This is a genomic window from Phyllobacterium sp. (genome assembly GCF_037994405.1).
In the GTDB taxonomy this organism is placed as follows: Bacteria; Pseudomonadota; Alphaproteobacteria; order Rhizobiales; family Rhizobiaceae; genus Phyllobacterium.
This window is the reverse complement of the sequence record NZ_JBBNAN010000120.1, coordinates 48,370-69,254: the sequence shown is the minus strand read 5'-3', so window position 1 is coordinate 69,254 and position 20,885 is coordinate 48,370. Positions and strand designations below refer to the sequence as shown.

The window sequence follows — 20,885 nt, the reverse complement described above, 5'->3', positions numbered from 1 at the left end:
TTCTAAGTTCTGCCATTGAGCTTCAGCGCGTCACGCCTGATCTCAAACAACATGACTCCAGTCGCAATGGCAAGATTAAGCGAATCGGCCCGGCCTTGCTGCGGAATACGCGCAAGCCTATCACAGGCAGAAGCCAGCTGATCCGGCAACCCCTGCTGCTCATTACCCATCATCAGAATAACCGGCTTGTTGGCATAAGGGATTGTGCGATAGTCGACAGCTCCTTTGAGATGGGTTCCAACGACAAGCCCCGAAAACCCCTTTCGCCAGGAAAGAAATTCGGTTTCGCTAGCACGCGCTAGCGGAACAGCAAAAACCGAGCCCATTGTAGCGCGAACCGTCTCCAGCGAGAAAGGGTCCGTCGTGTCGCCAATCAGGATGATGCCCTTTGCACCCACGGCATCGGCGGTACGGATGATAGTACCGAGATTACCGGGATCGCGGACCCGGTCTAGCGCGATATAGACCTCGCTACCATGCGGCTTGATCGCGGAAAGCGACTGGGTCTTCTGCTCGAAAACACCAACGACCATTTGCGGGTTATCGCGCCGGGTAATGGCAGCAATCACCTTCTCGCTGACCTCCAGCACATCGCCGCCCTTGGCAATCGTCCGCGCAGCAACCTGCTCCACCAAGGCGTTGCCCTTGCCTGCCTTGGAATAGACCAGTGTCTTGATGATCCAGCCCAAATCGAGCGCATCAATGACAAGCTTCAGGCCCTCTGCAATGAAAACGCCTTGCTGGTCGCGGAATTTCTTCATTGCGAGCGCACGCAAATCCTTGACGATCGGGTTGGTCAGGCTGGTGACTTCTTTCACCTTGCCGGGTCGCGCAAGTCCGCTGCCCCGCTGGTGATCATCGTGTCTGCTCATTTTGCACCCCAGCGGCTGAAAAGAGACGTAGAAAGCGCTCGTCCCGATGAACGCTCGCGCAAGATGAGCTCCCCTGACTGTACCTCACCGCCAAGGCCAGTAAACATATCCCGCATCAATTCGTGGATGGCAAAGAACGATGCGCGGATTGAATAGGCCGTCAGAACGACAGCGAGCGGGTTTGGTGTAAGGATAGAACGGCAAAGATCGACCATGTCTGGCAGATTGTCGAACAACTGCCAGACTTCGCCATTCGGTCCGCGCCCATAGGCCGGCGGGTCGAGGAGAATAATGTCGTAGCCGCTGCCGCGCCGCTCCTCGCGCGCAACGAATTTCATTGCGTCCTCGCAGATCCAGCGAATGGGCTTGCTCGAAAGCCCGGCCATTTCCTGATTTTCCCGCGCCCATAAGATGGCCTTCTTCGACGCGTCAACGTGGGTGACTTCGGCGCCGGCGCGCGCCGCAACCAGCGAGGCAACGCCCGTATAGCCGAAAAGATTGAGCACCTTCACGGGGCGCTTCGCATTGCGGATCAAACGGTCCATATGGGACCAGTGCGTACCCTGTTCCGGAAACACCCCCACGTGCCGGAAAGAGGTGAAGCGACCAAGAAATGGAATGCCGTCAAAGGCGAGGGGCCAGGTTTCGCCGAGAGGGACTTTTGGGAAATGCCAACGGCCGACACCTTCCTCATCCGTATTGCCTGTAAAAATTGCATCGGCCTTGTCCCATTCAGCCTTGTCCCATGCAGGCAGCCATATGGCCTGGCCTTCAGGCCGGACGACACGGTAGGGGCCGTACTGTTCGAGCTTCAGGCCGTTGCCGCTGTCGAGCAACGCATAATCGTCGGAAGGCAATGTTTCGAGAATGAGGCCGGTCTGTTCTTGCGGACGCTGGCCGGTGCGGCGAACGACCACCCGTTTCGGCATCGGCTCTAAGCGCGGTGCTGTCTTTTTCTGCACTTCGCCATCGGCCATGTGTGCAGGCTTGGCAAATTGCGGACGCGGCTTTGTCGCGCTCTGCCGGAAAGGAACGCCTTTCGCCGCGCTACTTTCGCTCTTGGCTTTCCGGATTTTTCCGCCAGACGATTTCAAATCTTGCTTTCCTCGTGATACTTCGGAGGTTTCCTATGCCAAGACGAGGAAAGGCGAAAGCAAAAACGCTCAAAGTGAGGCTGCAATTGCCTTTTCGTAGATGAGAATACCGGCGGCGAGGTCTTCCAATGCTGCGCCTACCGATTTGAACAGCGTAATCTCATCCGCCGATCGACGACCCTCGGTTGTGGCGCGAGCCAAGCCGAACAGATCTCCGATCACATGGCTTTCCGTTACAACACCCGCCTTGATCGGTTGCACGATATCGCCACCTTCTTTCAGGGCACCGTCCTTGGTATCGACAAAGACCCGGGCGCGCTTCACGCACTCATCGTCGCTCTCTCGCATTGTGGGCGTAAACGCACCGATCAGGTCCACATGAGCGCCTGGCTTCAGGTGCTTGCCGAGGATAAGTGGTTCGGTGGAAAGCGTTCCAGCGGTGATAATGTCAGCATTTGCAATCGCCGCGTCCTTGTCGTTGACGGCCTTGGCATTGAAGCCATCGGCAACAAGCTCGGCAGCAATTTTTTCTGCGCCGGCCAAGTTGCGGTTCCAAATTGATATTTCCGTGATCGGCCGAACGGCACTATGCGCTCGCGCGAGGAAGCCGGAGAGGGCGCCGGCACCAAGCACGACGAGCTTTGATGCATCCTCGCGCGCAAGATAGCGAGCCGCGAGGGCTGACGCCCCCGCTGTCCGCCACAGCGTGAGGCGTTGCCCATCGATCAACGCCTTGGGCTCACCGGTCTTGCCGTCGAGCAGAAGATAAACGCCCATGACAGCCGGTTTCGAGACGGCACCATTATCTGGCGATACGGTGACGATCTTGACGCCCATATAACCCTTCGAGGAGTCGCCCAGGGTGTCGAAATCCGACCAAGCGGGCATCAGCAGCAATGTTGATGCAGCACCGTCGGGACGTTCAATAGTATGGTGGTGGCGTACGGGCTGAACAACGCCCTGGCGGAAGGCCTGTTCGATCGCATTGATCATGTCCGGCCAGTTCAGCAGCCCGTCGACCTCGGCCGGGGAGATCAGTTTCATTTCAATTCCTTAGTTATTGTCATTCAGTACAGCGAGGGCAGATTCGGGGTAGAGGTTGTTTCGGCCGAGGCTTTTCGTGCCTCCTTACGCAAAAGCTCGGCCTCCAGCTTGCGTTGCCTGGCCAATTTGCGGTGCTTCCCCTGATTGTACCATGTTGCAAAGCTACCAAGAATGAGTCCGACGATAAGCGCAGCCAAGAGCCAGACAAAAAGTGGGGCCGAATAGGAAAGGGCTGGATTGCCCGGATTAAACGGATCGATCGTAAAAGATACAGCCGCTCGGTTAGCCACTGACAATGCGATCAGAATGATGGCAAGCGGCACAAGAATGAGGACGATGACAATGCGATTGACCATATTTCCCTCCTGGGCGCCGCTTTGAAACGCGTGTTGGAAGCCTCTTAACCGTTGGAATTGAGCCTGTCGCGCAGTTCTTTGCCGGTTTTAAAGAAAGGTACCCACTTTTCCTCGACATCCACGCTTTCGCCGGTGCGGGGATTGCGTCCGCTGCGTGCTGGGCGGTTCTTAACCGAGAATGCACCGAAACCACGGAGCTCGACCCGATTGCCTTCGGCCAGCGCATCGGTGATCTCATCGAAGATAGCGCCGACGATATTCTCCACATCACGCTGAAACAAATGCGGATTGCGGTTGGCAATGATCTGCACGAGCTCTGATTTGATCACAGCGAAATCCCTTCCGGTTCAAGATCAGGAGGACATGGTCAAAAAGGCACGGACCTGAAGACTATGTCACTGATCTTATGTGTTTAATATCTTTATTGCGCCCCGACAGGCTTGCCGTCAACGTGCCAAACAGAAACGAGTCCGTCAAGGAACATACGATCTCCTGTCAATTCACGCAGCATTCCGGCACTTTCCTCCGGAAGGCCGAGGTATCGGGTCAGCATTTTCATGGCCGATTGCGAAAAGAACAGGCCAAGGGAGGACTTTTCTACCGGTTTCCACTCAATGACAGGAAGCTTGTCGTTGACGCCCTTGGTTTTGAGCCAGCCAATGGCCTTGTCTTCGCCGCCCAGTTCGTCAATGAGCTTGTTTGCAATAGCCTGTCGCCCGGTGAAAACCGATCCGTCTGCCAGGGCGAGCGCCTGCTCGTGGCTGAATTTCCGCCGCTCCTGGACCAGCCCGACAAACCAGTCATAGGAATCGATAATCATGCGATGGATCATCGCCTTGGCTTCTTCACTTGCGGGATTGAAGAAATTGGGCTCCGCTTTGAGCGGGCTTGATTTGATTGTCTCGACCTTGACACCAAGCTTGGTGAGAAGTTCCGAGATGTCCGGATACTGGAAAAGCACGCCAATCGAGCCGATAATCGACGATTGACGCGCCACAATGTGATCGGTCGCGCTTGCGATCATATAGCCCGCCGAGGCGGCCAGTGTACCAACCTGCGCTACGACGGGCTTCTTGGTGGCAAGCTTGCGCACGGCTTCGTAGATCGCCTCGCCACCAGCTGTCGTTCCGCCTGGAGAATCAACGGAGAGGATTACACCTTTCACTGCATCAGAATCCTCAATATCCTTTAGACGCTTGAGCAATTCCTCGTTTTCAAAGATTGTTCCTTCGACGCGAACCTTGGCAATATGCGGCGCAGACTTGCCGGCAAAACCGTCCAAGCCCGCCGTAAAAAAGTAAAGTGAAATCAACGCGAAGCCAATGAGCAGGAGTGTGAAAGCACGCCAGAATGTGAGCTTCCTGCGAAGCCGGCGTCTGTCGATAATTGCGTCAGCAGTGTTAGCCATCGTCCTGTCCATTCGCTCTCAAATTCAGCTCGCATACACTTCTGCGACAACATTTCTTTGAAGTCCAGACTTGAAACTCCGTGGTTTGATAGGCACTTGGACCTTGTATCTCGTCGAATGACGGCATACTTGTGGTCGAATGCAACTTGCGCGACAGGTACACGCCCACTTCATCGAAAAATAACCATATTGGCGTTCAAGTAGCCATAATATTGTAATCGGTAAACGCAGCCAGACTTATGTCAATCGAAAGAAACGATACGCATCAGGAACGTGATGCCACCGCTGATGCTGACCACCACGCCGAGGTGGCGCGGCAGTTTGCTGCCTCCGATAAGGATTCTACCGTTTTCCGCGCTGCGGAGCGTCATTCGCGACGGGTACGCTTCTTGAAGTTTGCTCTTCCGGCAGCGGCACTGATTGGTGCGGCAGTCTTCTCCTGGTTTACGTTCTTTTCGACCTCCAGCGTACCAAGCAATATTTCGCTCGACAATGCCGGGATCGAGAATGGCAAGCTGGTGATGACCAATCCCAAGCTCGATGGATTTACCAAGGACAAGCTGCCTTATAAAATGAGTGCGGTACGGGCGCTGCAGGAGGTAGGCAACAGCAATGTGATTTCGCTCGAGGGGATCGACGCAGAACTCCCACTCGGCAGCGAGTCGCGCGCTCAGGTCAAGGCAAAGTCAGGGGTCTTCGACAATGCAAACCGACAATTGACGCTTGACAGCGACATAAGCCTGACAACATCCGATGGCATCACTGCCAACCTGCAATCGGCAGATATCAACATTGCAGGGAACTCGATGTCGACCAACAAACCGGTCAGCATCCACAACAGCACATCAAGCATTACCGCAGACAGCATGCAGATCACTGAAAGCGGGAAAGTAATGACTTTTGAAAAGCGTGTAAGGCTTGTCATTCAGCCTACAAAGCTGCAAGAAGGTGGCAAGGAAGTCAAATCGGCCCAGTGAGACCAACACGCGATTTTTGACTTTGAGGGAATATCCTGGATTTAGGAGAGAACACGATGTCGTGCGCGGCAAGATTGATCAGCATTTCGACTGTAGCATTGGGCATACTGGTATCTTCGATGATCGTTCCCGCCGCCGCGCAGCAGGATGCCGCTGGCGGAGCCAGCAAAGGCATCAAATTGTCCGGCGATCAGCCGATCCAGATCGACGCGGACAAGCTGGTGGTTCACGACAAGGAAGGCACAGCAACGTTTACTGGAAATGTTACGGTTGTGCAGGGAGGAACGCTCCTGAAGGCCGGGTCCATGATCGTTTATTATGTCAAGGCTCCCAAGAAGGACGCCAAAGACACGACGGCGCCTGACGCGACGAAAGCGGCTGATGCCCCGAAAACAACGGGCGTTGCGGGGGCGGGAGCTCAGGATATTGATCATCTCGAGGTCAATGACAAGGTCTACGTCAAATCTGAGGATCAGGTCGCGACCGGGGATCACGGTACATTTGACATGAAAACCGAAGTGCTGGTTCTGACCGGTAATAAAGTTGTTTTGACCCAGGGCGACAATGTCGCTGTCGGCTGCAAACTGACCGCACAGCTCAAAACGGGCGAAGCCCAGCTTGAAAGCTGCAAGAGCGGACAGACAGGTCGTGTTTCTATTGTCGTCTCGCCTAAGAATGAACCTAAGAACTGAACGGGCGGAAAAGCTTTAAGTGTCCTTGTTTTCACGTCGCTCACCCAGCAATATCGCCGCACGGCCAGATTCCAGCCTTTCGCATGAGATGCGGCCCGCCGATCCGGCAGCCATAGATCGCATGAAAGGGACGCTCGTCGCGCGCGGGATCACCAAGAGCTATAATGGCCGGCAGGTCGTCAACGGCGTTTCCTTCGGAGTACGCTCGGGTGAGGCTGTTGGCATTCTTGGGCCAAATGGAGCAGGCAAAACGACCTGTTTTTACATGGTGACAGGTCTGGTGCCCGTCGACAAAGGCACCATTGAAATCGACGGCTTCGATGTGACGACAATGCCGATGTATCGCCGTTCACGGCTGGGCATCGGCTACCTGCCGCAGGAGGCCTCGATTTTCCGCGGTCTATCTGTTGAAAACAACATCAAGGCCGTTCTCGAGGTGGTCGAAAAAGATCGGGGTGCTCGGGCTCAGGAACTCGATTCTCTGCTTGAGGAATTTCATATCGCTCACTTGCGCAAAGCGCCCGCGATGTCCCTGTCCGGCGGCGAGCGTCGGCGTCTTGAAATTGCCCGTGCTTTGGCGTCGCGGCCGAATTTCATGCTGCTTGACGAACCCTTTGCTGGCGTGGATCCGATTGCAGTCGCTGATATCCAGCAATTGGTGAGACATTTGACGGGTCGCGGGATTGGTGTGCTCATCACGGACCACAACGTGCGCGAGACCCTCAAGCTCATTGACCGGGCCTACATCATTCATGCCGGCCAGGTACTCACCCATGGCCGACCGGATGAAATTATTGCTAATCCTGATGTCCGCCGCCTTTATCTCGGGGATCAGTTCAGGCTCTGAATTTGTAATTTTCAGCTGCCTGTGGGTAAGAAAGTGCATTTTCCGGGCGCGGTTTGGTTGAAAATTGCCGCAGCTAGTGGTTTTTTGCCGTCCTGCAATTGACAAGCAAGGATTGGGCCAGTTCTGTACATTCCAAGGAATTTCGTACAGGAGTATCCGCATCCATCATGGCCTTGTCGCCAAAACTCGATCTCAGGCAAACCCAGGCACTGGTGATGACGCCGTTGCTTATGCAGTCGATTCGACTGTTGCAACTGACACATGTGGAGCTGGAGCAATTTATCGAGCAGGAAATCGAAAAAAACCCCCTTCTTGAGCGTGATGAAGCCAATGATGAGCACTTCCTGTTTGATGAAAGGGGCTTCGACGCTGACCGCAATTCCGGCGATGAGGGCGAGTTCAGTCGAGGAGTAATAGGCGATACTGACGCGCGGGAAGACCACTCCAGCTCGAGCGGCCAAAGTGATCACTGGCTTGAAAGCGGTGAAGCGACCAGTTCAGATTCCATGTCGGATACTTTCGACAGTTCGCTCGAGAATATTTTTCCAGACGATCCCGGTACGCACGATTTCATTGCAGGCGATCTCGCTTCGCAATGGAAATCGTCGTCAGGTGATGGCTATGTTTCCTCTGGAGGCGAAGGGTATAATCTCGAACAGGTTACAGCATCTCCGCTCACCATGCGGGATCACGTGGGCGAGCAGATTCTTTTTGCCTTCGAAAAGGCAGCCGATCGCCTGATTGCAGCCGAGCTCGCGGATCATCTCGATGAGATGGGATACCTGCGCGCCGATGTGGGCGAAATGGCCGAAAGGCTTGGCGTTGAGATCGCCCATATTGAAAAGCTGATTGCAATCATGCAGGGGTTTGAGCCGGCCGGCCTGTTCGCGCGTGATCTGGCAGAGTGTTTGTCCATTCAGCTGCGTGCGAAGAACCGCCTTGATCCAGCCATGAAAGTTCTGCTGGAGCATCTGGAACTCCTGGCGAAGCGGGACTTCCATAGTTTGAAGAAACTATGCCAAGTGGCAGACGGCGATATTCTCGACATGCTGCAGGAGATAAAACTTCTCGATCCCAAGCCTGGAACCGCATTTTCGTCAGGCATGGCTGATAGCATTATTCCGGACGTGCTGGTGGAAATGGCATCAGATGGGACCTGGAGGATTGAACTCAATCCAGATGCGCTACCGCGTGTGCTTGTCAACAATAGCTATTATGCAACCATTTCGAAGGCGAAGACATCCGCGGCGGAAAAGACGTTTCTCAGTGACTGTTTGCAGAATGCCAACTGGCTCACGCGCAGCCTCGATCAGCGCGCGCAGACGATCCTGAAAGTCGCCAGCGAGATAGTGCGTCAACAGGAGCAGTTCCTCGTGCATGGGGTTGCTTACCTGAAACCGCTCAATCTTCGCAATGTCGCCGATGCGATCGGAATGCACGAATCGACTGTAAGCCGCGTTACCGCAAACAAGTACATGCTGACCAAGCGCGGCGTTTTCGAACTGCGCTATTTTTTCAACGCAGCCATCGCAGCAACTGAGGGCGCTGAGCAGCATTCGTCACAATCGGTACGTCATCAGATCAGGCAGCTCATAGATGCCGAAACACCGGACGACATTCTGTCGGACGATACGATAGTCGATCTGTTGAAGGAGAAAGGCGTTGATATAGCGCGTCGCACGGTTGCTAAATATCGGGAAGCAATGAACATCGCCTCCTCAGTGCAACGGCGGCGGGAGAAGAAAGCTCAGGCTTCTGTGCGCAAGGGCGAGGGAAAGTCTAGATTCATCCGTCACGCGGGTGTAGAATCGTTTTGAGTGGGCAATGAACCGGGCCAAAGAAGCTCGGTCGGGGAGAGAGAAGCGCCGGTAATTTGCGACAATTGCAGCGAAAGCGCGCGTTTGGACATGAAGAATCAGAAGGCGAAATGTGATGAGGCGCTCGCACTGTTTGTGCGGGATGTCTTTGCTCGTCTCCCAACAACAGTGTAGATTGGGTCGGGCAATGAAAATCACAATGAAGGTGAGGTATCATGAGTCTGCGTGTATCTGGGAAACATATGGACATTGGTGACGCTTTCCGCATTCGGATTGAGGAGCGGATCGGGGAGATGGTGACCAAGTATTTCGATGGCGGATATACCGGCCACGTCACGGTGGAAAAGCAGGGATCTCGATTTATCGCAGACTGTCTTGTTCGCCTGGATACCGGCACGGTACTCCAGGCAGCAGGCGAGGCGCAGGATCCTTTGCTTGCCTTCGACGCCGCGGGTGAGCGCGTAGACAAGCGCCTTCGCCGCTACAAGCGTCGCCTCAAATCGCATCAGGCTCCTGGATCGAACGGGGTATTTGATGACATTTCCTACCGCGTCATGGCGCCTGCACCGGATGATGATGAGGATTTTCCGGAAGACTATGCGCCAACCATCGTTGCGGAAACGTCCATGGCACTCAGGAGCATGAGTGTAGCTTCAGCGGTCGTTGAACTCGACCTGAAAGATAGTCCTGTGGTTGTCTTCCGTAACTCTGGAAGTACGCAGGTTAATATTGTATATCGCCGCCCTGACGGAAACATCGGCTGGATCGATCCATCGGCGGTAGAAGGCCAAAGCGCTGCCCGGTAATGAACGAAACGGATTCATAGCCAAATTGAACTGCCGTTCGCGCTAAAATAGGGGCGCGGACGGTAACTGGAAGGAAGAGAGATAATGGATCTGGGTGATCTCATTCAGCCCGACGCTGTCCTGCCTGCATTGAAAGTCAATTCCAAAAAACAACTTCTGCAGATCATGTCGGAAAAGGCTGCTGCCTTGACGGGTCTGAGCGAGCGGGAGGTGTTTGATACTGTCTTGCAACGCGAACGACTGGGCTCGACTGGCGTCGGCAATGGCATTGCCATCCCCCACGGCAAGATTAATAGCGTGAAACGTATTGCAGGCGTGTTTGCACAGCTCGAAACACCCATTGATTTCGAAGCGCTTGATGACCAGCCGGTCGATATCGTGTTTCTGTTGTTGGCGCCCGAAAATGCCGGTGCCGATCATCTGAAGGCATTGTCACGCATCGCGCGTATGTTGCGTGATCCGGAGCGTATTGCAAAATTGCGGACCGCTCATGATGCGAGCCTGATTTATGAATTGCTGACAGCTCAGCCGACGTCAAACGCGGCCTGACATTTGCCGTTTCCCCTATGAAGAGCCGCCGCAGAGCGGCTTTTTCATTGGGATGGCTTAGGGTCAGGATGTCGTCGCTGTCGTATTGGCTAGCATCGTTGGCGGTTAGACCAATGCAGGTTGGAGGTTAGGGGACGTTTCTGATATATACCGGATCTTCATCCTCGCCAGGATCGGCAGTGTTTCCAGTAGCCATTAATATAGATGCCCACACGCCGTTTCAGCTTGAGCAATTCCGAAATCTTCAGACATCCACGCAATGAATGTTTGAGTGCCCATCATATCAATGTCAGCTCGAACAGCGCGGATGGCGTCCCGGGCATCTTTGTCATCGACTAGAACGACAATTGCCTCGTCCCTTTGAAGTGCGGCTTTGATCGTTTGTACGCTCTGCAGACGACTCGCTTCGCCTCTATCTTTCCAAGCCGGTCGAAGTTGTTCTGGTCGGCCAGCCAGTTCCCAAAGTTCCATGTCGCGATGATATCTCTCGCCCTTTGGCGTAACCAAAACATTCAAGCGATGACGATTAGTTTATCCAGCCAGAGATATCACTCCTTGTTCCACGGCGCTGATCGCGCCCTTCGCCAGGCTCGCGTGTTGCCTCTTCCAGAACGAGATCCGTGATCGAGACTTCGCAGCCTGGGACAAACAACCAGTCGAGAGATTCAATAGCCCCGGGCAGTGACAACGGTGTGTTGTCCATTATAAGAAATTTTGGAGACCGTACATCCTCAGGATCTGGATTATCGATCATTTCGCTCTCAACTTAGGAAAGCGTGCGCGTACGGCTGCTATTCCTGATCGACTGCATCTCTCGTTCTGCCAGACGCAACATCATCTGCCATTCTTCGGGCGGCCGCTTTCAGATCGGATACGTCATATCCAAGCGGATCGGGGAGATGGCGGACCGTTGCAGCTCGTTTAGTGTTTAAGTCGCTCGGAACCACTTCGCCGGCAGCTTCTTTCAGGCGACGGAATTCTTCCACGGACAGCAATATGTTCCGCGGTTTTCCGTGTGAAGTGATGACGACAGCGTCTCTAGACGCAGCCCTTTGAACATCACCTATTTGCTTTTGAAGCTCGATTGACGAGAATGTCAGCATAATAGCCCTCCCTTTGAAAATATATATTATACGTATTTTTGGATGTTGTAGACGACAGGTTGCGCCTGTACGCCATTAGAAATGAGCTTAAGGATCAAAACGAAAGCTGCTCCAGCCGGTGATGTACGATGTCGTAACCGAGTGATCTGGCGATCTCTTCCTGCAACTTCTCGATCTTGTCCAACTTGAATTCGATGACAGCGTCCGTATCGATATCGATCAGGTGATCATGATGCTCACGATGCGCCTGCTCGAAACGTGATGGACCGCCATTGAAGGCGTGGCGATGAATGGCGCCCATCTCCTCCAGGAGGTTCATGGTACGATAAACTGTCGACAAAGCGATGCTGTGGTCGATCTCTATGGCGCGATGGAAGATCTTCATCGCATCCGGATGGTCTTCTGTTGACGTCAGAATATCAAGAATGATGCGGCGGGCGCGCGTAATACGCACGCCTGCCTTGCGCAATTCACCGTGTTTGATTGCATGACCCGGAATAAGTCCGCCGCCAGCGACAAAGCACTGGCGGCGTGTGAGTTTAGCTGGCGGCCGTCGCCGTAACACCGCTGATAACGTTGCTCGACGGCACTTCGACAATAACCTTGTGGTCCCCCGATGTCTCCAGCGGGATGCCGCTATCGGCCTTGGCGAGTTTCTTACCGTTCAGGGTAATCTTCTTGCCGCCCTTGGCCGCTGGTCTGACTTCGACGGTGTATCTGGCTTCGCCGTTACGGAGCACGAAACTGAATCCGTCCCAATCAGACGGCAACGACGGGTCTACAAACAGCCGGTCATTCCGACGGCTTATGCCAAGAATTCCTTCCGTCGCCACACGATAGAGCCAGCCGGCTGAACCCGTATACCAGGTCCAGCCGCCGCGTCCTCGCATCGGATCGACAGAATATACGTCAGCAGCCACCACATAAGGCTCCACGCGATAGGATTCGGCTTTGTCCATATCCAGCGAGTGGTTCACAGGATTGAGCATCTTGAACCAGCGATATGCCTCGTCCGCATCGCCGAGCTTGGTCATGGCGAGCACGGCCCAAGTCGCGGCGTGGGTATATTGCCCGCCATTCTCGCGCACACCTACCGGGTAGCTCTTGATGTAGCCCGGGTCGTGGCGCGATCTGTTGAAGGGCGGCGTGAACAGCTTGATGATGTCGACTTCGTCATCGATCAAATGCGTTGCCACTGAATGCATGGCCTGTTTGGCCCGGCCCGGTTCGCCATAGCCGGACAACACGCTCCACGACTGAGCGATGGAATCAATTTTGCACTCTTCGCTCTTCTTCGAGCCAAGCGGTGAGCCGTCGTCGAAGTATCCGCGGCGATACCACTCGCCATCCCAGCCGTCCCTTTCGAGAGCGGCTTTCAGGCTTTCGATATGGCCTTCCCAGCGCTGGATGCGGTCCGAGTCTTTGAAGTGTCTGGCGATTGGCAGCACATCCCGCAATGTGCTGATCAGGAACCAGCCGAGCCAGACACTTTCACCTTTGCCACCTTCGCCGACACGGTTCATGCCGTCATTCCAGTCGCCTGTCAGCATAAGCGGCAGGCCATGGGGTCCTGTACGAGCAATTGCGAGGTCAAGCGCACGGGCGGCATGCTCGTAGACGCTGGCCTTCTCACTGGAGATGGTTGGCTGATAGAAAGCATCATGCTCGCCGTTTTCAAGCGCACGCCCTTCGATGAATGCAATCTGCTCGTCAAGGATACTCATATCACCGGTTACCGCGGTGTAATGAGCGATAGCATAACCAAGCCAGACCACATCGTCGGAGATCTTCGTTCGTACACCCGCTCCTGTGGTAGGCAGCCACCAGTGTTGGACGTCACCTTCCTTGAACTGACGGGCGGAGACATTCAAAATTTGCTTTCGAGCGAGGGATGGATCGAGGATCAGCATGGACAGCGTGTCTTGCAACTGGTCGCGGAAACCAAACGCACCACTTGCCTGATAGAAGGCTGAGCGCGCCCAGATTCGGCAGGCAAGGCTTTGATAGGGCAGCCAGCGATTGACCATCACGTCGAATGCACTGTCTGGCGTCTCGACTTGCAGCCCATCAAGGAAGCTCGCCCAGATGCCCTTGGAAGCGTTGAGGGTCTCCTCGAAAGGACGCTTCTTATGTTCAGCCAGAATGCTGCGTGCCTCATTGGCACTGCCCGCATCACCCAAATAGAACAGAAGCTCCTTTGTCTCGCCGGCAGCGAGTTCGATATCGGCGCTGAGCGCTGCACAGGGGTCACCACCCGCCTCAACAAGGTTTGACAGGGATTTGGCTTGGAGCACTGCTGCGGGCCGATCAACCGAACCCAGCGCGCCGAAGAACTCGGCACGGTCGGAGGTAACAGACTGCGGCTTAACATTGGTAGCAAAGAAGGCGACATGATCGCGCCGGTCTACGCCATACGGGTTGCGTGCAAAGAGCATGCCTGTTTCGGCGTCGCTCGACGGTACGAGGAACGGCGCGGTTTTTGCACGAGCATTGCCGAGTACCCACTCAACGAAACCATAGACACGCAATTGTTTGGCCGCACCGCCATGATTGGTGATCTTCAGTCTTGAAACTCGCACGGGCAATTGCGGGTCGATCGTATGAGTCAACTCGAGTTCAATATTTCCATGACGCGACAGGAAGGTCGAGTAGCCCTGTCCGTGCCGCGTTTCGTATTGCACCGAGGGATCTCTCAGTACCGAAGCGGTTGGTGCAAACGCGGTGTTCTTGTCGAGATCTACCACGTAGATCGCTTCGCCGGAGCGGTTGATTACCGGATCATTCGACCATTGCGTCAGCTGGTAGTCGCGGCTGTTGCCCGACCAGGTGAAGCCACCTCCTTCTGCTGCAACGTGGAAGCCAAAAGCGGGATTGGAAATCACGTTGATCCATGGTTGGGGAGTACAGGTCAGACCACCGAGACGGACAACATATTCGCCACTCTTCATGTCAAAACCGCCAATGCCGTTCCAGAACGCCAGATCGTCTCCGGAAATTTTCGGACGGCGTGTGCTCATCAACTGCGTCGGTGCCGGAGCAATCCCGCGCAAGTCTTCGAGCTCGTGGTCAGCTGTTGCGACAGCCTTGCCCCTGGTTTCCGTTCCAGGAAGAAGGTCCAGACTGAGGCCCTCCATTCGCTTCAACTGTTCGGATAGCGAACCATTTTGCGCGTGCATGACGATGCGAGCCGAGGCGAGCAGGGTGTTGTAACTTACATCGCTCATCTGATCGCGGCGGACAGTAAAGATGTGGACGCGTGGTCCAAGCTGGGCGCCACGCGCGCGGCTGTTTTCGCAGATGGCTTCGAGGCCGCGCTGGAAATCCTGCGCATAGGAGAAGGAACGCTCGTTGATGACAACGACATCAACGACGAGGCCCTTCGCCCGCCAATATTCATGCGCTCTGAGCAGGTTCCTCAGCGTTTCCATGTCCGCTTCGTCATCGATGCGCAGAGCAAGGATGGGGAAGTCACCGGAAATGGACATCGGCCATAGTTCAGACTGGCTGCCAAGACCGCCTGCGATGCTTTCGGACGGCATACGCAAGGCCTTCTCTGGGTAGATGAGGCTGGTTGCAACGCGCTGGAAGACCTGAGCCTCATCGGGGTTGATGCCAATGTGGTGGAGGCGCACCTGCGAACTTGTCCAGGACAGCGAAAACTCTCGGGCAAAGCAATCCGGATGGCGGAAGCGCGCCACGACCTCTTCCAGCTCCTGCCGGTTAGGTCGCACGAGTGTCCAGAACACCAGTGTTACCTTCTTGTGTGCCGGTACACGAACCCGGCAACGCAACGAAGCAATCGGGTCAAGGACGAACCCGTGGCTGCCGCTTAAGGTAGCGCCTTCATCGAAAGCCGCCGGATTGCGCAAGGAGCGCCCGCGTCCGATAAAGGCCCGCCTGTCGGTTTCGGCCTGAACCTCGCGCATCGCGCCCGAGCTATCGCTGACCATATGTGCAACATGGATATCGGGCTCGTCATTGTTGCGCTTGCGCCGCGTGGCGTAGATCGTATCGCCGCGCTGGTCGATCTCGGTTTCCACGAACATCTTGGCAAATGCCGGATGAGCCGTGTCGGTATCGTCATTGGTCAGGACCAGTTCCGCATAGGACGTTACCTCGATGATGCGGTCCTTGGTGCCGGTATTTGTGATGACGATGCGGCGGCCCTCGCCGTCCGAATCGGAAGCCACGATAGCTTCCACGGTGGTATGGAGCGTGCCGGTTTCCTTGATGAATTCGGCCTTGTAGTCGGCGAAGATCGTCGTGCTCTTTTCGCCTGCAGGCCGCACCGGGTCGCCTGTTGCCGACCACCACTCACCATTTTCCATATCCCGGAGGAACAGGAAGGTGCCATAGCCGCTCTCCAGGATATCAGGCTGGAAGCGCGTGACGGCAAGCCCGTTCCAGCGGCTGTAGCCACCGCCATTGGCCGTGACCATCACCGAGTAATGGCCATTCGACATGACCTGCGTCGCGCGCGGTGCATTCAGTGGATTCTGGATGATGTGTATCGACGGTGTTTCTTCGCTGCTCTCGACCGCCTTGCGCATCGGATTTTCGGCTTTGGCCTGAAGAACCGGGATCTCACGCGGGGCCTTTTCCTGCAGCAGGAGCTCGGCCGCCTCAATGACCGGGTCAGCATGGAAACGCTCACGCATACGGCCTTCGAAGACTACATTGTTGACCGCGACGATCGACATACCGTGATGGTGCGCCATGTAATTGCGGACGACCGCATAGTCTTCGCCCTCACGAACACGCGATTTCGTGAAGTCAACAGCGTCGTAGAAGCCATACTGGCCAAGCGCACCCATTTTACGCAATTGGTTCAGATTCTTGACAGCTTCGGCCGGTTGATACTGGCTCGCCATGATGCTGGCATAGGGGGCAACGACGTAGTTCTTGGAAAGGCCGCGCTTGAGGCCAAGCGTCGGAACGCCAAAATTGGTGTACTGGTAGTTCATTTCCGGATCGCGCGCATTGTAGGCGGCTTCGGAAATGCCCCATGGCAGTCCCTTCGAGTCGCCATACTCAATCTGCCGCTGCACGATCAGCTTGTTGGTCTGGTCCAGCATGCTGCCGAGCGGTTCAATCATGACCAGCGGCGGCATGAGGTATTCGAACATCGAGCCCGACCAGGAGATCAGCGCACCGCGCCAGCCGACCGGAACGAGGAGGCGGCCAAGCCTGAACCAATGATCAACTGGTATGTCGCCCTTGGCAATCGCAAACAGGCTCGCGAGGCGCGCTTCCGACGCGAGAAGGTCATAGCAGCTTGCATCAAGCTCGTTGGTTTCGACTCGGAAGCCGATCGACAGCAGACGGCGTTCCTTGCGCTCGAGGAAGGTAAAATCGGTATCGAACGCCAGCTGTCGAGCGCGGGTCGCAAGCGTCACCAGCCGGTCGCGCAGAATGTCCGTACTCTCATGGGTGCCAATCGCATCGTCGGTATGAGCCTGGCATGTCTTGACAAGAAGCAATGCCCACTCATTGGCAGTGGCACTGACCGGGCTTTCGAGTTCGCCGTGCAGTTCTTCAGTCAATCGCTGAATATCACCGGCAAAGAGTGACAGATTGATCGTGCGCAAGGAGGCTGTTTCCGGCTCTTCCTTGATCGTTGTAATGGCGCGGCGGAAATTCGCGACGCGTTCCTCAAGGCGCCGGCGCAAGGGTCTGAGGACCCGGCGGTCATCCGGAATGTCGCCGATGGCTTCTTCGAGAATATCGCCAACGTCAAGCACGCCGTCGAGATCGCTCTGGAGATAGACCGAGGGAGCCTCAGCCCATTTCTCGAGCGCGGAAGAAAGGGCAACGAGATGGCCTGCAAGATTGCCGCTGTCCACAGCCGAGACGTAGAGGGGAAGCAAGGGCCGCAAAGTGGTCGTCTCATACCAATTGTAGAGATGGCCGCGATATTTTTCCATCCGTTCAAGGGTTTCGAGCGTCTGGTCGATTCGCGTCAGCGTTTCGTTGAATCCGATCCAGCCAAAGTCCCGAGCCGCGACCGTCGAGAGCAGATACATGCCGATATTGGTTGGTGATGTGCGCGTGGCAATGACAGGATGAGGGTCCTCCTGAAAATTGTCCGGAGGGATGAAATTCTGCTCCTTGGTCACGAATGTATCGTAATAGTGCCAGGTGCGGCGAGCAAAACGGCGCAGTTCGCCTTTGTCTGACGAACGGACATTGAGGTCGTCAAGCGGTTTGGCCGAGCGGCTGACCAGCCAGGCAATCATCGGCGAGAAGAACCAGATCAATGCAAAGGGCACGGCGAGGAACCATGCCCGGCTGTGGCCGGCTAAAGGTAGACCTATCGCAACGATGGCTACAATGAGCGCGGGCCACATCAACTGCATGTAATATGCGAGCGTATCCGGCGAACTGGTCTTGGCTTGTGCGGCGGCGCGCCATTCGAGCAGATGTTTGCGCGAAATGAACAAGCGGTAAAGCGTGCGCACGATCGCGTCAGCCATCAGACAGGCCATGTTGGCCAGGAACGTGATGCGCAGCGCTATATCGGCAGCGCCCGAGAATACATCGGTCAGGATCGCCTGGACATGGCCCTTGAGCGACAGGTTCATATCGGTCGGCACAAGGTTGGTGAACAGGATCATCGTTGGAACGATGAACATGCTGAAAATAAGAAAGCACTGCCAAAGCGTGGCAAGGCCCGGTGGCATCAAGGTCCATCCGGCAATGGAGGCAATGATCCAGAAAATCGGCGTGAGGGATCGACGCAGATTGTCGACCATTTTCCAGCGTGTAACTGCAGTTACGCCGGGCTTGACGCTGAACAGATAAGGCAACAGCTGCCAGTCGCCGCGGGTCCAGCGATGGTGGCGGGAAATGTCGACATTGTAACCAGTCGGGTAATCCTCAACCACTTCGACATCGCTGACGAGCGCGGCGCGAGCATAACCACCTTCAAGCAAATCATGGCTCAGGACCGAGTTTTCACCGATCTTGCCGTCGAGTGCCGCTTCAAAGAAGTCAACATCGTAAAGGCCCTTGCCGGTGAACGTTCCTTCTCCAAGAACATCCTGATAGATGTCGGAAACGGCGAAAACATAGGGGTCGATACCACGGTTGACCGAAAAGACGCGTTGCAGGAACGATGCGTCATCACCGGTCGTCAACGAAGGCGTGACACGCGGTTGCAAGACTGAATAACCGCTGACGACACGACCCGATTTGGCGCTGTAGATGGGACGATTGAGCGGGTGGCTGAGCTTGCCGGCGAGGCGGTTTACCGAGTCCGGTGTCAGCCGCGTGTCGGAATCAAGCGTCATGACGAACTTGATATCGGTCGGCACTTCCTCATTTGTGGGGAAATAGGTCGTATCCTTGTCACCGCGCAACAGCAGATTGAGTTCATGCAGTTTGCCGCGCTTGCGCTCCCAACCCATCCAGCGGTTTTCCTGAGCGTTAAACAGACGTTTGCGATGCAACAGGAAAAAGCGTGGATTGGTTTGCGTGTAGTGCTCGTTGAGCGCAGTAATCTTTTCGCGCGCATAATCGAAGATGTCGAGATCATCGTCGGTTTGCTCGAACTTGCTGTCGGCCCAGTCGGTCAGAAGCGCAAAATACACTTCACCGCGCGGGTTTGTGAGGTAATGCACCTCGAGATTGCGGATGTGTTCATCGACCGAGTCACGAGAAGTGATCAACGTTGGAACGGCGACGAGGGTCTTTGCTTCCTGCGGCAGCCCATTCTTGTATTCAAAACCGATCAGCCGCGTCGGCGGCATGAACATTGGTATGATCCAATTGACGAACCCATTGGCGGTTTCCATCGTGGGGAACACAGCCAGCAGGGTGAACAGCAACGTCATTTCATGGGACAATCCCGCGCGGCCCAGCCAGTACTGGATGAGAAGCAGGATGGCGATCGAGAAAATGGAAGCTGGAATCCACAAACCGGCAAGCCCAAGTTTGCGATAGAAACGGACCCAGCGTAAAAGAACCGTCGGTGTGTAGTCACATTTCCCTTCAAGTTCCGGGCGGCCTTCGCCCGCAAGATAATAACCGACATCGCGTTTTCGCTGCTCGGTAACGCCGCCCTCATCACCCGTCTCTTCGGCACTTTTATGCGCCAGATCCAGGGCCTCCAGCGTGATGTCCTGCTCGCTCTTTCCCGAGCGCCGAGCGATCTTTTCGATCGCAACACGGTAGGCATTGCGCGAATGGAAATCGAGTGCATCGAAATTCGAATGTTCGCGCAGAACGGCGTCGACGCCGCTGACGGTTTCGAACCACGTAATCCAGTCGACATCGTCGATGGATTTCAGGCTTCGGATGAGATTGCCCATTGTCACACCGCCGGTCGACTGGCGTGTGTGCTCCTGGATGATTGCGTCTTCGGCATCGCTGCCGTTCTTCTCCAGCTCTTCTTCGAGCCATGCGACCGCGGCGCCCGAATGGGTCGCGCCTCCACGCAGGCGATAGAGCAAATGGGTGGCGAAGGTGCTGTCGCGCGCCGCCGCGGCATACTGCGCGAGAAGTTGCGGCAAGCTTTCCTTGTCGGCGTTGAGTGTGATTTCGTCAGCGACACTATTGGCGTAGGCGCGCATGCGACGAGCACGTTCGACACGCAGCGAAAGGCGGCGAGCATTTTCAATCAGGATGAAACGGACAGCTGAGGGCAGTGCCCACAATTCACCGATGTGCAGCGGCTGGACCGTCTGGAATCCTTCGACAATGGCACTGAGGCTGTTCAGCGCAAACTGGCTGTCCGTGTGTGCGACATAGAGCCATGCCAGCGCCATCACGCGCGGGATGCCGGGCTTGTTCACCAGTGACGGCAGCTGCCGGAAGAACTTTTTCGGCAGGTCGCGCTCTACCTGCTGGATATTCTGATCGACCAGGTAGTAATTATCCAGCAGCCACTGGGCCGCCGGTGTGATGGTCTCGCCCTTGCGGGCTGCGGCATCGGATGAGCGATAGGAATGCAAGATAAGCCTGGCATTTTCGACCGTTCGTTGCTCGAAAACCATTGGCTCGTAATCAGGCAAACGGACATCTTCGCCCTTTGCCACGCGGGCACCCAAATCGCTCAGGTCATCAATGGACTTGTAGTGCGCCCTGATGGGGTTTGGCTGGGCAGACAGGATCTGGCCAACGGTCTTCTTTTGAGATGCGAACGCTTGAAAAAAGCTCAATACGGGCATTTGCCTTCGTTTCGGTTGGAAGAAAAAATCTTCGGGATTGCTACACAAACTCAATCATGGATCGATCATCCATGATTGAGTTTACGATCTAATCAGGTCATGGCAATTACGCTATCATCACTTTTGTAGTTAGCGATCAGTTTTGATGAAAAT

Annotated in this window: 15 protein-coding genes and 1 pseudogene; 6 read left to right on the top strand and 10 right to left on the bottom strand. The window is 55.4% G+C overall.

Annotation, left to right across the window (positions count from 1 at the left end; genetic code table 11):
- Positions 1-2 precede the first annotated feature (2 nt).
- From AAAC48_RS07380 to sppA, 6 genes are all read right to left on the bottom strand, one after another.
- Entirely contained in the window at positions 3-872 is an 870-nt protein-coding gene (locus AAAC48_RS07380) for an RNA methyltransferase (protein ID WP_340653563.1), read from the bottom strand.
- Positions 869-1,849, bottom strand: coding sequence for a class I SAM-dependent rRNA methyltransferase (locus AAAC48_RS07375; RefSeq protein WP_340653595.1), 981 nt, complete (start codon positions 1,847-1,849; stop codon positions 869-871). The genes AAAC48_RS07380 and AAAC48_RS07375 overlap by 4 nt, the downstream gene beginning before the upstream one ends.
- Before the next feature lie 186 nt (positions 1,850-2,035).
- The gene (locus AAAC48_RS07370; protein WP_340653562.1) at positions 2,036-3,010 is read right to left on the bottom strand and encodes an ornithine cyclodeaminase family protein; all 975 of its coding nucleotides are present in this window, start codon (positions 3,008-3,010) and stop codon (positions 2,036-2,038) included.
- 23 nt (positions 3,011-3,033) lie between these two features.
- Positions 3,034-3,366 (bottom strand): LapA family protein, encoded by a 333-nt coding sequence (locus tag AAAC48_RS07365; RefSeq protein ID WP_340653561.1) that lies wholly within the window; start codon positions 3,364-3,366, stop codon positions 3,034-3,036.
- A 44-nt stretch (positions 3,367-3,410) separates the two neighbouring features.
- Positions 3,411-3,695: an integration host factor subunit beta gene (locus tag AAAC48_RS07360; RefSeq protein ID WP_340653560.1), complete on the bottom strand. Its 285-nt coding sequence runs from the start codon at positions 3,693-3,695 to the stop codon at positions 3,411-3,413.
- A gap of 92 nt (positions 3,696-3,787) precedes the next feature.
- Complete coding sequence (gene sppA / locus AAAC48_RS07355; RefSeq protein ID WP_340653559.1) at positions 3,788-4,774, bottom strand: signal peptide peptidase SppA; 987 nt, start codon at positions 4,772-4,774, stop codon at positions 3,788-3,790.
- 239 nt (positions 4,775-5,013) lie between these two features.
- Between sppA and lptC the strand changes: the two genes are divergently transcribed.
- The 6 genes and pseudogenes from lptC to ptsN all read left to right on the top strand — a co-directional run bounded on the left by lptC (position 5,014) and on the right by ptsN (position 10,462).
- Entirely contained in the window at positions 5,014-5,751 is a 738-nt protein-coding gene (gene lptC / locus AAAC48_RS07350) for an LPS export ABC transporter periplasmic protein LptC (RefSeq protein ID WP_340653558.1), read from the top strand.
- A gap of 56 nt (positions 5,752-5,807) precedes the next feature.
- Complete coding sequence (locus AAAC48_RS07345) at positions 5,808-6,443, top strand: LptA/OstA family protein (RefSeq protein WP_340653557.1); 636 nt, start codon at positions 5,808-5,810, stop codon at positions 6,441-6,443.
- A gap of 118 nt (positions 6,444-6,561) precedes the next feature.
- Positions 6,562-7,290, top strand: a pseudogene (gene lptB / locus AAAC48_RS07340) (LPS export ABC transporter ATP-binding protein); the annotation flags it as partial.
- 167 nt (positions 7,291-7,457) lie between these two features.
- Positions 7,458-9,107, top strand: a complete 1,650-nt coding sequence (gene rpoN / locus AAAC48_RS07335) for an RNA polymerase factor sigma-54 (protein ID WP_340653556.1) — start codon at positions 7,458-7,460, stop codon at positions 9,105-9,107.
- Positions 9,108-9,322: 215 nt separating this feature from the next.
- Complete coding sequence (gene raiA / locus AAAC48_RS07330; RefSeq protein WP_340653555.1) at positions 9,323-9,913, top strand: ribosome-associated translation inhibitor RaiA; 591 nt, start codon at positions 9,323-9,325, stop codon at positions 9,911-9,913.
- An 84-nt stretch (positions 9,914-9,997) separates the two neighbouring features.
- Positions 9,998-10,462 carry a PTS IIA-like nitrogen regulatory protein PtsN gene (gene ptsN / locus AAAC48_RS07325; protein WP_340653554.1) on the top strand — a complete coding sequence of 155 codons (465 nt, stop codon included), beginning with the start codon at positions 9,998-10,000 and terminating at the stop codon, positions 10,460-10,462.
- 195 nt (positions 10,463-10,657) lie between these two features.
- Here ptsN and AAAC48_RS07320 read toward each other — a convergent pair whose 3' ends face one another.
- The 4 genes from AAAC48_RS07320 to AAAC48_RS07305 form a co-directional block, all read right to left on the bottom strand.
- Positions 10,658-10,933 carry a hypothetical protein gene (locus AAAC48_RS07320; RefSeq protein WP_340653553.1) on the bottom strand — a complete coding sequence of 92 codons (276 nt, stop codon included), beginning with the start codon at positions 10,931-10,933 and terminating at the stop codon, positions 10,658-10,660.
- Positions 10,934-11,253: 320 nt separating this feature from the next.
- Positions 11,254-11,565 carry a type II toxin-antitoxin system prevent-host-death family antitoxin gene (locus AAAC48_RS07315; RefSeq protein ID WP_340653552.1) on the bottom strand — a complete coding sequence of 104 codons (312 nt, stop codon included), beginning with the start codon at positions 11,563-11,565 and terminating at the stop codon, positions 11,254-11,256.
- 94 nt (positions 11,566-11,659) lie between these two features.
- On the bottom strand, positions 11,660-12,064 hold the full coding sequence (locus tag AAAC48_RS07310) for a Fur family transcriptional regulator (RefSeq protein ID WP_340653594.1): 405 nt from the start codon (positions 12,062-12,064) through the stop codon (positions 11,660-11,662).
- A 40-nt stretch (positions 12,065-12,104) separates the two neighbouring features.
- Positions 12,105-20,732 carry a glucoamylase family protein gene (locus AAAC48_RS07305; RefSeq protein WP_340653551.1) on the bottom strand — a complete coding sequence of 2,876 codons (8,628 nt, stop codon included), beginning with the start codon at positions 20,730-20,732 and terminating at the stop codon, positions 12,105-12,107.
- Between the last annotated feature and the right edge of the window lie 153 nt (positions 20,733-20,885).